The 12,276-nt window shown below is 70.9% G+C and carries 12 protein-coding genes and 1 pseudogene; 5 read left to right on the top strand and 8 right to left on the bottom strand.

What is annotated here, in order from left to right; genetic code table 11:
* Positions 1–96, top strand: a pseudogene (locus tag ABZ928_RS35425) (histidine phosphatase family protein); the annotation flags it as partial.
* Positions 97–189: 93 nt separating this feature from the next.
* The gene (locus tag ABZ928_RS35420) at positions 190–684 is read left to right on the top strand and encodes a hypothetical protein (protein ID WP_361527998.1); all 495 of its coding nucleotides are present in this window, start codon (positions 190–192) and stop codon (positions 682–684) included.
* 11 nt (positions 685–695) lie between these two features.
* On the opposite strand, the gene ABZ928_RS35415 is transcribed toward ABZ928_RS35420, so the two are convergent.
* Positions 696–905, bottom strand: a complete 210-nt coding sequence (locus ABZ928_RS35415; protein WP_361527966.1) for a DUF397 domain-containing protein — start codon at positions 903–905, stop codon at positions 696–698.
* Positions 884–1,732 carry a helix-turn-helix transcriptional regulator gene (locus tag ABZ928_RS35410; RefSeq protein WP_361527964.1) on the bottom strand — a complete coding sequence of 283 codons (849 nt, stop codon included), beginning with the start codon at positions 1,730–1,732 and terminating at the stop codon, positions 884–886. The genes ABZ928_RS35415 and ABZ928_RS35410 overlap by 22 nt, the downstream gene beginning before the upstream one ends.
* Before the next feature lie 147 nt (positions 1,733–1,879).
* Here ABZ928_RS35410 and ABZ928_RS35405 point away from each other — a divergent pair, with 147 nt between their 5' ends.
* Positions 1,880–2,128 carry a hypothetical protein gene (locus ABZ928_RS35405; RefSeq protein ID WP_361527962.1) on the top strand — a complete coding sequence of 83 codons (249 nt, stop codon included), beginning with the start codon at positions 1,880–1,882 and terminating at the stop codon, positions 2,126–2,128.
* A gap of 64 nt (positions 2,129–2,192) precedes the next feature.
* Here ABZ928_RS35405 and ABZ928_RS35400 read toward each other — a convergent pair whose 3' ends face one another.
* From ABZ928_RS35400 to deoC, 3 genes are read right to left on the bottom strand one after another with little or no spacing between them, the layout of a single operon-like run.
* Positions 2,193–3,095, bottom strand: coding sequence for an aldehyde dehydrogenase family protein (locus ABZ928_RS35400; RefSeq protein WP_361527960.1), 903 nt, complete (start codon positions 3,093–3,095; stop codon positions 2,193–2,195).
* Entirely contained in the window at positions 3,088–4,530 is a 1,443-nt protein-coding gene (locus ABZ928_RS35395) for an aldehyde dehydrogenase family protein (RefSeq protein WP_361527958.1), read from the bottom strand. The genes ABZ928_RS35400 and ABZ928_RS35395 overlap by 8 nt, the downstream gene beginning before the upstream one ends.
* A gap of 5 nt (positions 4,531–4,535) precedes the next feature.
* The gene (gene deoC, locus ABZ928_RS35390) at positions 4,536–5,495 is read right to left on the bottom strand and encodes a deoxyribose-phosphate aldolase (protein WP_361527956.1); all 960 of its coding nucleotides are present in this window, start codon (positions 5,493–5,495) and stop codon (positions 4,536–4,538) included.
* Positions 5,496–5,629: 134 nt separating this feature from the next.
* On the opposite strand from deoC, the gene ABZ928_RS35385 reads away from it, so the two are divergent.
* Entirely contained in the window at positions 5,630–6,265 is a 636-nt protein-coding gene (locus tag ABZ928_RS35385; RefSeq protein ID WP_361527954.1) for a PH domain-containing protein, read from the top strand.
* 105 nt (positions 6,266–6,370) lie between these two features.
* Positions 6,371–8,065, top strand: a complete 1,695-nt coding sequence (locus ABZ928_RS35380; protein ID WP_361527952.1) for a hypothetical protein — start codon at positions 6,371–6,373, stop codon at positions 8,063–8,065.
* Between the two features lie 24 nt (positions 8,066–8,089).
* Here the strand turns inward: ABZ928_RS35380 and ABZ928_RS35375 are convergent, their stop codons facing one another.
* The 3 genes from ABZ928_RS35375 to ABZ928_RS35365 all read right to left on the bottom strand — a co-directional run bounded on the left by ABZ928_RS35375 (position 8,090) and on the right by ABZ928_RS35365 (position 12,124).
* Positions 8,090–9,235, bottom strand: a complete 1,146-nt coding sequence (locus ABZ928_RS35375) for a hypothetical protein (RefSeq protein WP_361527996.1) — start codon at positions 9,233–9,235, stop codon at positions 8,090–8,092.
* 180 nt (positions 9,236–9,415) lie between these two features.
* Positions 9,416–11,047, bottom strand: coding sequence for a phospho-sugar mutase (locus ABZ928_RS35370; protein ID WP_361527950.1), 1,632 nt, complete (start codon positions 11,045–11,047; stop codon positions 9,416–9,418).
* 252 nt (positions 11,048–11,299) lie between these two features.
* On the bottom strand, positions 11,300–12,124 hold the full coding sequence (locus tag ABZ928_RS35365) for a purine-nucleoside phosphorylase (RefSeq protein WP_361527948.1): 825 nt from the start codon (positions 12,122–12,124) through the stop codon (positions 11,300–11,302).
* Positions 12,125–12,276 lie beyond the last annotated feature (152 nt).

Here is a 12,276-nt window from a genome sequence, read left to right as displayed (position 1 = left end):
TACGTCTCCCCGTACCGCCGCACACATGAGACGTTCCGCGCCTTCCACCTCGACCCCGAGCTGGTACGCGTGCGTGAGGAGCCCCGGCTGCGCGACCCAGCTGGGGCCCCGGGAGAACGACAGGGGGAACAGAATGAGGCAATGATGACGGGTCTGGAACGGATCACCCCATGGTGGGACCGTAGGTTGGTGGCAGGTCTCAGCGTCGTGGCCGTCGCGTCGGCGGCCGTCGCCGGCATCACAGCACTGCCTGAAGTGAGCGTGCTGAAGGTGTCGGCGATCACCAGCGGGCTGTGCCTGATGATCTGGATCGCGCGCGTGCACGTGGTGCCGACCGCGTCCGTGAGCGACTCCGTCCTGAAGGTTCGCAACCTCCACCACACCTACGAGATCCCCTGGCAGCTGCTGACGGGCATCGACTGGGAACCCCGGACGGGCGTGCTCTCCGTCGGGCTGGTCGATGGCCGGAGGGTGCGCGTCGAGGCGTTCAGCCGCTGGCCGTCGTTCGGACGTCACCGGAAGGTGATCGAGACCCTGGAGGAGGGGCGCAGGAGGGCGGAAGGTTCCGCACCCGAGGATCTGCATGAGGCCGAGTCATCGGGGATAACGGAGTTCCTCCTGGCCATCCCTTTGGCGGTCACCCTGGTGGCGCTCGTAGTCGAGGGCATCATCGCGCTCTTGTGACGTACCTGTGTTTACAGGGAGCCGTGCTTGACGCCGCTGACGAACGGCTGCCAGGCCGTTCCGGTCAGGAGCAGGACGGGGCCGGTGGGGTTCTTGCTGTCGCGGACGGGGACGGTGCTGGGGAAGTCGTCGGTGACTTCGAGGCACTCACCCCCCTGTTGGCCGTCGCTGTAGGAGGACTTGCGCCAGCGGGCGGTGCTCAGGTCCCGGGTGACTCGCATGACTCGTATGTCTCCAACATTGTCTCGATCAGCGCTGCGGACTTCTGCGGAGAGAGGGCACAGGCCTTCTTCAGATCGTACTCTCGCGCGTACCGCGTGACGGCTTCCCGGTCGTCGATGATTTCTCCGTACCCAACACCCTCCTGGTACATGGTGGTTGAGTTGTCCGGGAGGGTCAGCAAAATGAGGGTGCCGCTCATCAGGAAGCACACGTCCGCCTCGAACGGGCTTACCTGGATGGTCGTGTGCCGTGTGTGGACCAGTGGCAGCAGCGCCGCGAGTTGCCCGCGCATCGCCGAGGGGCCGCCTACAACTTGTCGCAGCGCCGCTTCCCCGATGATCCACCAGAAGTCTGGTGAGCAGTCCCGCCGCAGGATCTCCTGGCGGCCCAGGCGGTCAGCCACCAGGCCGTCGATCTCCTTGGGACCCATCCCCGGTTCCCCTGCGGTGAACATCGCGCGCATGTATTCCTCGGTCTGAAGCAGCCCAGGGATGATGCTCGCGCCAAAAGCCTGAATCCGCGACGCCTTGGCCTCCAGTTCCAGGCAATGATCAAACCGCCTCGGCGTATGCTCCCGCTTCACTGTTCCCCACAGCCCCTGGAACAACTCCCCCGTCCCGAAAGCCACATCCAGCTTCTCCGAGAGTGGCGGCAGCGGAAGCCGTTCCCCCGTCTCCACCCCATGCAGATGCGTCTTGCTGTAGTTCACGATGTCCGACAGCCGGTCCAACGACAGCCCGGCGGCCTGGCGTTGGCGGCGCAACTCCACCCCGTACAGGTCGCGGGCGGAGTGGGAGGGGTCGAGGTCGCGGGCGGGCTGGGTCATGGTCTGTTCCTCCCGGGACGTGGAACGAGTCGCGCCTCCAGGGTAGTTGCAGATGGTGACGGCGTGGGTGCTATGCGTTGTTCCCTGATCCGGTTCGGAACAGCGTCACCCTGGTTCACCTGTGCCGTCCGCCGGGACGCTCGGAGTGTGAACAGTGAACTGGAGAAGACCCGGCTCCCCATCGGCCAACTCGCCCTCGACGCACGGCTGGAGAGGCGCGGGGTCGTCATGGATCACCAGGACGGGTTCGTGTGGCTGCGTCCGGAGGGTGGCGGGACGGAGTGGACGGCGCGACCCGAGGACGTTCAGCCGTTGGACGTTCGTGAACAGGCGGAGGCCCTGATGTGGGCGCGCGTGGCCAATGCCAATGCCCGTAGTCGAGGGGAGGTTCTTTGATATCGGGAAGGGCCGCGGCTCCTCCGGACGGAGAGGAACCGCGGCCCTGGTCAGGCGGTGTCCGTCAGTAGGACGAGCCGCCCGCGCCCAGTGAACCCGTCGGGTGCCAGACCGTCTTCGTCTCCAGGAACGCCGTCAGCCGGTCGATCCCCGGGGTCGCCGACCAGTCGACCTCATCCACAGGCTGTGGACGGAGAACCCGCTTCAGGTTATCCGCCGCCGCGATCTCCAGCTCCTTGGCCAGAACCTCGTCCGACCCTGCCAGGTCGATCGCGTTGACGTCCTGGTGCGCGGCGAGCGGCGCGGCGAGTTCCGCCGTACGGCCGGACAGGATGTTCACGACACCGCCGGGGACGTCGGAGGTGGCCAGCACCTCGCCCAAGGACAGGGCGGGGAGCGGGGACTTCTCCGACGCGATGACGACCGCCGTGTTGCCCGTCGCGATCACCGGGGCCAGTACCGAGACCAGGCCCAGGAACGACGACTCCTGCGGGGCGACGACCACCACCACTCCCGTCGGCTCCGGCGAGGACAGGTTGAAGTACGGGCCCGCCACCGGGTTCGCGCCGCCGATCACCTGGGCGATCTTGTCGGTCCAGCCCGCGTACCAGACCCAGCGGTCGATCGTCGCGTCGACCTGGTCGGCCGCCTTGGACTTCGACAGGCCTTCCGCCTCGGCCACCTCGCGCACGAACTGCGCCTTGCGGCCCTCCAGCATCTCGGCGACGCGGTAGAGGATCTGGCCGCGGTTGTACGCCGTCGCGCCCGCCCAGCCGCCGAACGCCTTGCGCGCGGCGACCACCGCGTCACGGGCGTCCTTGCGGGACGAAAGGGGCGCGTTCGCCAGCCAGTTGCCCTTCGAGTCCGTCACCTCGTACACCCGGCCGCTCTCGGAACGCGGGAACTTCCCGCCGACGTACAGCTTGTAGGTCTTGAAGACGCTCAGGCGCTCATTACGGTCAGACATCGAGGTACGCCTCCAGGCCGTGCCGACCGCCCTCGCGGCCGAAGCCCGACTCCTTGTAGCCGCCGAACGGCGAGGTCGGGTCGAACTTGTTGAACGTGTTGGACCACACCACGCCTGCGCGCAGCTTGTTGGCCACGGCCAGGATCCGCGAGCCCTTCTCCGTCCAGATGCCCGCCGACAGGCCGTACTGGCTGTTGTTGGCCTTCGCGACCGCCTCGTCGGGGGTGCGGAAGGTCAGGACCGACAGGACCGGGCCGAAGATCTCGTCCCGTGCGATCCGGTGCGCCTGGGTGACGTTCGTGAAGAGCGTCGGGGCGAACCAGTAGCCGGAGGAGGGGAGTTCGCAGGCCGGGGACCAGCGTTCGGCGCCCTCCGCCTCGCCCTGGTCCACCAGGGAGGTGATCCTCGCCAGCTGTTCGGCCGAGTTGATCGCGCCGATGTCCGTGTTCTTGTCCAGCGGGTCGCCGAGGCGGAGCGTCGACAGGCGGCGCTTCAGGGAGTCCAGCAGCTCTTCCTGGATCGACTCCTGGAGCAGCAGGCGGCTGCCCGCGCAGCAGACCTGGCCCTGGTTGAAGAAGATGCCGTTGACGATGCCTTCCACCGCCTGGTCGATCGGGGCGTCGTCGAAGACGATGTTCGCGCCCTTGCCGCCCAGTTCGAGGGTGACCTTCTTCTTCGTGCCCGCCACCTGCCGGGCGATCGCCTTGCCGACCGCTGTGGAGCCGGTGAAGGCCACCTTGTTGACGTCGGGGTGCTCGACGAGGGCGGCGCCCGTGTCGCCGTATCCCGGAAGGATGTTGACGACGCCCTTGGGCAGGCCCGCCTGGCGGCAGATGTCCGCGAAGAAGAGGGCCGAGAGGGGGGTGGTCTCCGCCGGCTTCAGGACGACCGTGTTGCCCGTCGCCAGTGCCGGGGCGATCTTCCACGCCAGCATGAGGAGGGGGAAGTTCCAGGGGATGACCTGGCCCGCCACGCCCAGCGGACGCGGGTTCGCGCCGAAGCCGGCGTGGTCGAGCTTGTCGGCCCAGCCCGCGTAGTAGAAGAAGTGGGCCGCCACCAGGGGGAGGTCGGCGTCCCTCGTCTCCTTGATGGGCTTGCCGTTGTCCAGGGTCTCCAGGACGGCCAGTTCGCGGCTGCGTTCCTGGATGATCCGGGCGATGCGGAACAGGTACTTGGCGCGCTCGGAGCCCGGCAGCGCGGACCACTTCTCGAAGGCCTTGCGGGCGGCCTTCACCGCGCGGTCGACGTCCGCCTCGCCCGCCTGGGCGATCTCGGACAGCACTTCTTCGGTGCTGGGGCTGACGGTCTTGAAGACCTTGCCGTCCGCCGCCTCCACGAACTCGCCGTCGATGAACAGGCCGTAGGAGGGGGCGATGTCGACGACCGAGCGGGACTCGGGCGCCGGGGCGTACTCGAAAGCAGATGCGGATGCCATGGTGATCAGTCCACCGTCACGTAGTCGGGGCCGGAGTAGCGGCCGGTGGCCAGCTTCTGACGCTGCATCAGCAGGTCGTTCAGGAGCGAGGAGGCGCCGAAGCGGAACCAGTGGTTGTCCAGCCAGTCCTCGCCCACGGTCTCGTTGACCAGGACCAGGAACTTGATCGCGTCCTTGGTGGTGCGGATGCCGCCGGCCGGCTTCACGCCCACCTGGATGCCGGTCTGCGCGCGGAAGTCGCGCACGGCCTCCAGCATCAGCAGGGTGTTGGCGGGGGTGGCGTTGACCGCGACCTTGCCCGTGGACGTCTTGATGAAGTCCGCGCCCGCCAGCATGCCGAGCCAGCTCGCGCGCCGGATGTTGTCGTACGTCGACAGCTCGCCGGTCTCGAAGATGACCTTGAGGCGGGCGCTGGTCCCGCAGGCCTCCTTCACGGCGACGATCTCGTCGTACACCTTCATGTAGTGGCCCGCGAGGAACGCCCCGCGGTCGATGACCATGTCGATCTCGTCGGCGCCCGCGGCGACGGCGTCGCGCACGTCGGCCAGCTTCACGGAGAGGGCGGCGCGGCCCGCCGGGAAGGCAGTGGCGACCGAGGCGACCTTCACGGTCGAACCGGCGACGGCCTCCTTGGCGGCGGCCACCATGTCGGGATAGACACAGACGGCCGCGGTCGCGGGGGTCGTACGGTCGGTCGGGTCGGGGTGGACCGCCTTGGCGCCGAGCGCCCGGACCTTGCCCGGGGTGTCCGCGCCTTCCAGCGTCGTCAGGTCGACCATCGAGATGGCGAGGTCGATGGCGTACGCCTTGGCGGTCGTCTTGATGGAACGGGTACCGAGCGAGGCGGCGCGCGCCTCCAGGCCGACCGCGTCGACGCCGGGCAGCCCGTGGAGGAAGCGACGCAGCGTGCTGTCGGACGCGGTGACATCCGTAAGAGCGTGTGCGGTGGGTGCAGTGGTGGGCATGGTCACAAGCCGAGCATATCTACGCGCGTAGCTGCTGTACACCCCAGCTGCTCATCTTCGATAGCGGCACCGCGTATGAGCGTGGGCGGTACCGCGTATGAGCGTCGGCGCCGCCGTCGTGCACAATCGGGCCCATGACGACCAAGGACCGGATCTACCGCTCACCCGCCGGCATCGCCGGAGGCGTCCTGCTGCTGGCCATCGTCCTGTGGCTCGGCATCGACGCCCTGGTCCAGGGCGAGGACCGTACGCCCTGGCTGGCGCTCGCCTCGATGATCCTGGTGATCCCGGCGGTCGTCGCCTTCACCGTGCGCCCCGCCGTCTTCGCCAACGAGGACCGGGTGCGCATCCGCAACCCGTTCCGGCTGATCGTCCTGCCCTGGGGCCAGGCCGCGGCGCTCCGCTCCGGTTACTCCAACGAGATCGTCACCGAGTCCGGCGCCAAGTTCCAGCTGTGGGCCGTACCGGTCTCGCTGCGCGCCCGCAAGAAGGCGGCGCGGCGGACGGCGAGGGCCGAGCGCGGGGGCGGTCGCGGGGCCGGCCGCGCGGGAGGCATCGGAGGGCTCGGGTTCGCCGGTGCCGTCGACCCCGACGAGGGTCCCGCGCGCGCCGAGACCGACAAGGTCATGGACGACCTGCGCGAACTGATGGAGAGCCGGGGCCAGGCGGAGAGCGCGCAGGGCGAGGTGACCGTGCGCTGGGCGTACGAGATCTTCGGGCCGATGGTGGCGGGTGCGCTGCTGCTGGTGATCCTCATCGCGACGGGCTGACGGGCGGCCCTTTTCACAGCTTGGGCCGTCATCATCGGCCCTCACCTCGGTGGAAACGGACCCGAGGACCGCTACCACATACGTGGTCCGAGTGTCTGGGAAACGATGAGTACGAACCCACAGCGGCCCTTGCCGCTGCCCGCGTCCGCGATACCCGACGGCTGCCTTCCCTGGGACGGTGAACAGGCCCGGCGCTGGGCGCAGGCCGCGCCCGCGCGCTGGGTGCCGGTGCGGTTCGACGTGGGTGTGCAGGGCGTGGTGGTCGTGGGCGGGCTGGTGGGCGCGCTCCTGCTGACCCGGCACGCCGATGTGGAGCCGTGGGCCGCCGCCGTGCTCGCGCTGCACGGAGTGTGGCTGGTGATGCGGCCCGAGGTGGTGCGCGTCTCGGTGCCCGTTCTGCTGTTCGTGGGCCCTGCCCAGCAGCCGATGGCCTGGACTGTGAGTGTGCCCGCGCTGGCTGTCCTGCTGCTCGTCTGGGTGGCCGCCATGGCGCGGCTGCTCGCGCGGCGGCGGCAGCGCGAGGCCGCCCTCGCCGCCACCGGCGGGATCACCGCCCCTCTCCCCGACAAGGGCAAGACGTTCCGGCGCGGCAAGCTCCTCGTCTGCCTCGGGGCCGCTGTCGCCGCCGCCGGTGCCGTCATGGTCGTGACACTGCACGGGCAGGTGCCGCTGACGGCCGGTTCCTTCGTGATCGGGCTCGGCCTCACCGCCGTCCTCTCCGGGCTCATCGGCCGAGGGCGCGCCGCCGCCCTGCGCCGCGCCCCCGTCCCCGTTCTGCGCGTCCTGGTCCGGGAGAACACGGACGTCGACGCCGAGGTCTACGCCGCCGACGACCTGGGCGCGCTGCGGCCCCTGTTCACCGTCTCGACGTCCGAGCTGGACGACGAGGGCGAGGGCTTCTTCGAGGACGCCGACGACGAGGACGACGAGGACGACGACTTCGACGAGGAGGCCGCCGAGGCGGAGATGCTGGCCGCCCTCGACCGCCTCGAGAACGAGGAACCCGGCCCCCTCCGCGAGGCCGTCCTCTACGGGCTGCCCTACGACGGCGCCGAGATCCTCCTGGTGAGCGCCGACGAGGAGCCGGGCGAACCGCCCCTGATAGAGCGCTCGCAGGCGCCCGTACGGCCGCTGTCGGACCGGTTCGGGCAGCGCCGGATCGTCGGGGAGAAGCGGGCCGGGACCCGTAAGGAGGCGTACCGGGAGCTGGGCCGGCTGGCAGCCGAGGCGGCGGTCGCCGACCTCCGGTCCGGGGCCGGGGCCGGGGCCGGGTCCGGGTCCGTACGGCGGTGGCGTGCGGGGTGGCTGGACCGGCTCACCGCGGTGGTGCTGGTCTTCTGGTTCGTCCCGATGTTCGCGGGCGAGAGCGGCTGGTTCTGGCGCTACGCCCTCGGCGGCTTCATGGCACTCGTCGGCGCCCTGGTCCTCCCGGACCGGCTCGCCTGGACCGTCACCGCCGACAGCGAGGGCCTGTGGTTCAACGGGTTCCGCCGCGTCCACCACATCGCCTGGGACGACATCCGCGTCGTGCGCTGCAAGGGCACCGAGCTGAAGATCGACAGCCACCGGGCCGCCTTCCCCACCTGGACCATGTACGGCACCCGCTGGCCGAAGATGGAGCTACGGCGCGGCTGGCGCCACCCCTACGAGCGCACCGCCGCCGAGATCACCGCGATGTGGAAGGACCCGGCGCTGCGGCCCACCGTCGCGGCGAGCGAGCGGGAGCGGGGGCGCCCGATGTGGCCCGTCAGCGTGGTTCTGGCCGTCGTCTTCGCGGCGGGGCTGGTCCTTCTCCCGTAGCTCCCGTAGCTCCCGTAGCGGGAGTCACGGCGCTCCCGGCCACACCAGCGCCATGTGCGCCCCCCAGTACACCGAGCCCGCCACCGCCGCCGTCAGGACGACGAACCGGTGGCGGCGGGCCGCTGCGGACAGGCGCAGGGCCAGGGGGAGCAGGAGCGGGAAGGCGGGCAGGAGGTAGCGGGCGCGGGGGAAGTAGACGCCGCCGCTGGTCAGGACGATGAGCAGGGTCACGCCCGTGAAGACCAGCAGGGGGAGGGGCTGGCGGTCCCGTGCCGACAGCGCGAACAGGGCGGCCGCCGCGAGCAGCACCAGCGTCACCATGACCAGGAACAGGTGCGGGCTCGCGTCCCGCACCAGCAGCTGGCGGATCTCGCGCAGGGTCCGTCGGCCGCCGTCCATCTCGTTGCTCCACACCCGCTGTTCGGCGAAGTAGCCGTCCCAGCGGCCCACCCGCAGCCCCACCCAGACGATGAACCCGCACCAGCCGAGCGGGGCGAGGAGAGCGGCTGTCAGCGCGGGTGCGGAGAAGCCGCGGCGCAGGGACAGCAGGGCCGTCACGGTGACCGCGGCCGCCAGCGCGATGCCGGTCGGGCGGGTCAGGCCCGCGAGTACGGCCAGCGCCGCCGCCCAGAGCCAGCGGCGGGCCAGGAGGGCGTACAGGGACCAGGCGGCCAGCGCGGTGAACAGGGACTCGGTGTACGCCATCCACTGCACCAGGCCGACCGGGAACGCCGCCCACAGGGTGGTGAGCAGTACGCCGACCCGGCGGCCGTACAACCGGTCGCCGACAGCGAAGACGCCCCAGGCCGCGAGGAAGGAGGCGGCGACGGCGAGGCACAGGGCGGTGGTGGCGCGGGTGCCGGGGGTGACGGCCGCGACCGCCTTGACGAGGACCGGGTAGAGCGGGAAGAACGCCAGGTTGTTGCCGTTGGGGCCGACTTCGCGGGCGTAACCGTGGTCGGCGATGCCGAGGTACCACTTCGAGTCCCACTGCCGCGCCAGGACCGGCCATAGGCCGTGGTCCTGGTGGTGCGCCCAGAGGGCGAGGAACAGCAGGCCTGCCAGGCGTACGGCGGTGAAGGCGGCCAGCGCCGGGGCCGCGTGCCGCAGGGCGCGGACGGCCGGGTGGCGGGGGCCGTGCGTGGTCCCGGGTCGCCGGCTGCCCGGGATGCTGCCGCCGGGGGCGGTTTCGGGGGCGGTCCAGGACACGGGGCGGCTCCGGGGCTCGGCGGACGGGGATGTCCGTCCACCGTTTCCCGGGGAGGGGGCCGGGGTGCGCAGCGCGCGTCAACCGGCGTTGTGAAATCACCCGTTGGGGTGCCCCGGTCGGTCGGGGCACCCCAACGGCGTTCAGATGCCGGCCGCCGCCGACAGGTCCCGCTTGATCGTCGCCAGCAGGTCCGACGCCTTGGCGTGGGCCGCGGGCAGGTCGGCGTGGGTGGCGACCGGGACGACGACCTCCAGGTAGCACTTGAGCTTGGGCTCGGTGCCGCTGGGCCGGACGATGACCCGGGCGCCGTCGAGCGAGTAGCGCAGCCCGTCCGTGGGCGGCAGCTTGTCCGTGCCCCGAGTGAGGTCCTCGGCCTTGGTGATGGCCAGGCCCGCCAGCTCGGTCGGCGGCTGCTCGCGCAGGCGCCGCATGGCGTCCGCGATGACCGACAGGTCCTCGACACGCACCGAGAGCTGGTCGGTGGCGTGCAGTCCGTGCGTCACGGCGAGGTCGTCGAGGAGGTCCAGCAGGGTGCGGCCCTCCTCCTTCAGCTCGGACGCCAGCTCGGTGATGAGCAGGGCGGCGGTGATGCCGTCCTTGTCCCGTACGCCGTCGGGGTCCACGCAGTAGCCGAGGGCCTCCTCGTAGCCGTAGCGCAGGCCCTCGACACGGGCGATCCACTTGAAGCCGGTGAGGGTCTCCTCGTACGGCAGACCCGCCTTCTCGGCGATCCGGCCGAGGAGGGAGGAGGAGACGATGGACTCGGCGAAGGTGCCCCGCGCGCCGCGCCGGACGAGGTGCTGGGCGAGCAGCGCGCCGACCTCGTCGCCGCGGAGCATGCGCCAGTCGGCACCGTCCTTGACGGCGACGGCACAGCGGTCGGCGTCCGGGTCGTTGGCGATGATCAGGTCGGGGCCGGTCTCGCGGGCCTTCGCGAAGGCGAGGTCCATCGCGCCGGGCTCTTCCGGGTTGGGGAAGGCGACGGTCGGGAAGTCCGGGTCGGGCTCGGCCTGCTCGGCGACGAGGACCGGCTCCGGGAAGCCCGCGCGGGCGAAGGCGGCGAGGAGGACGTCCTTGCCGACGCCGTGCATCGCCGTGTAGACGGTGCGGGCGGTGCGGGGGGAGCCGGCGGCGAGGACGGCGTCCGTGCGGGCCAGGTAGGCGTTCAGGACGGCGTCGTCGAGGGTCTCCCAGCCGGCCTCCGGGCGGGGGACGTCGTCGAGGGAGACGATCGCGTCGATCTCCGCCGCGATCTCCGCGTCGGCGGGCGGGACGATCTGCGAGCCGTCGCCCAGGTAGACCTTGTAGCCGTTGTCGCGCGGCGGGTTGTGGCTGGCCGTGACCTCCACGCCGGCGACCGCGCCGAGGTGCCTTATGGCGTACGCCAGGACGGGGGTCGGGAGCGGGCGGGGGAGGACGACGGCGCGGAGGCCGGCGCCCGTCATCACGGCCGCGGTGTCGCGGGCGAAGTCGGCGGACTTGTACCGGGCGTCGTAGCCGACGACGACCAGGCCGCCCGCCCGGCCCTTCCCCTTGAGGTACGCGGCGAGGCCGGCCGCGGCGCGGATGACGACGCTCCGGTTCATCCGCATGGGGCCCGCGCCGAGTTCGCCGCGCAGTCCCGCCGTGCCGAACTGAAGGGTGCCGCTGAAGCGGGCGGTGAGTTCGGTGACGTCTCCGGCCTCGATGAGCTTGGCGAGTTCGTCACGGGTCTCCGCGTCGGGGTCCTCGGCCAGCCAGGTCTTGGCTCGTGCGATGAGATCGTCGTGCACGTCGGGTCAACCTCTCGTTTCGTTCGTACGGTGGCTAGGGCCTGTCCGGCGGATCAGGTCGCAGGAAATCGGCGGCGCCTCATCAGCGCCGGTGAGCGGGGTCTGGTGCGTGCAGCTGCAAGGCGGAGGAGGGAGTCGACGCGGAGCGTCGGCGAGTGACGACAACGCCGCAGATGTGCGTGCCAGACCCCGCGTCTGCGACAGGATCCGCCGGACAGGCCCTAGGGGGGCCCGGCCCCCCTGGCGGGGCGGTCAGATGCGGCCCAGCACCTGCGCCAGCAGCGCGCCCATCTGCGTCGCCGAGTCACGCCCGGCCTGAAGCACCTCTTCGTGGTTCAGCGGCTCGCCCGTCATGCCCGCCGCGAGGTTGGTCACCAGCGAGATGCCCAGCACCTCGGCGCCCGCCTCACGCGCCGCGATCGCCTCAAGCACCGTCGACATGCCCACCAGGTCCGCGCCGATCACGCGGGCCATGCGGATCTCGGCCGGCGTCTCGTAGTGCGGGCCGGGGAACTGGGCGTAGACGCCCTCCTCCAGCGTGGGGTCGATCTCCTTGCACAGGGCGCGCAGCCGCGGGGAGTACAGGTCCGTGAGGTCCACGAAGTTCGCGCCGACGATCGGGGACGTCGCCGTGAGGTTGATGTGGTCGCTGATCAGGACCGGCTGGCCGGGGCGCATGCCCTCGCGCAGGCCACCGCAGCCGTTGGTCAGCACGATCGTCTTGCAGCCCGCCGCTACGGCCGTACGGACGCCGTGCGAGACCGCCGCCACGCCGCGGCCCTCGTAGTAGTGCGTGCGGCCCAGGAAGACCAGGACGCGCTTCTGGCCGATCTTGTACGAGCGGATCTTGCCGCCGTGGCCCTCTACCGCCGGCGGCGGGAAACCGGGCAGCTCGGTGACCGGGAACTCGGCGTCGGGAGCGCCGAGGGCGTCCACGGCCGGCGCCCAGCCGGAGCCCATCACGAGGGCGACGTCGTGGGTCTCGGCGCCGGTCAGTTCGCGCAGGCGAGCGGCGGCGGCGTCAGCGGCGGCGTGCGGGTCGCCCTGGATGTCGTCCGGAAGAAGAGATGCGTTCACGCGGATGAGCGTAGCTGGTCTGGGCCTACGCGCGTAGATGACAGAGCCAACGGGATAGGGATCGTTGTCTTGTCGTTTCCAACGAGAGGTGTGACGCCCGCTACGCGGAGCGTGACCAGGGACGCTCGCGTCAGCGGGGGCTCTTGAGGGTC

Origin of the sequence: Streptomyces sp. NPDC046909 (genome assembly GCF_040644695.1) — a bacterium.
Lineage (GTDB): Bacteria > Actinomycetota > Actinomycetes > Streptomycetales > Streptomycetaceae > Streptomyces.
This window is presented reverse-complemented; position numbering and strand designations above follow the sequence as displayed.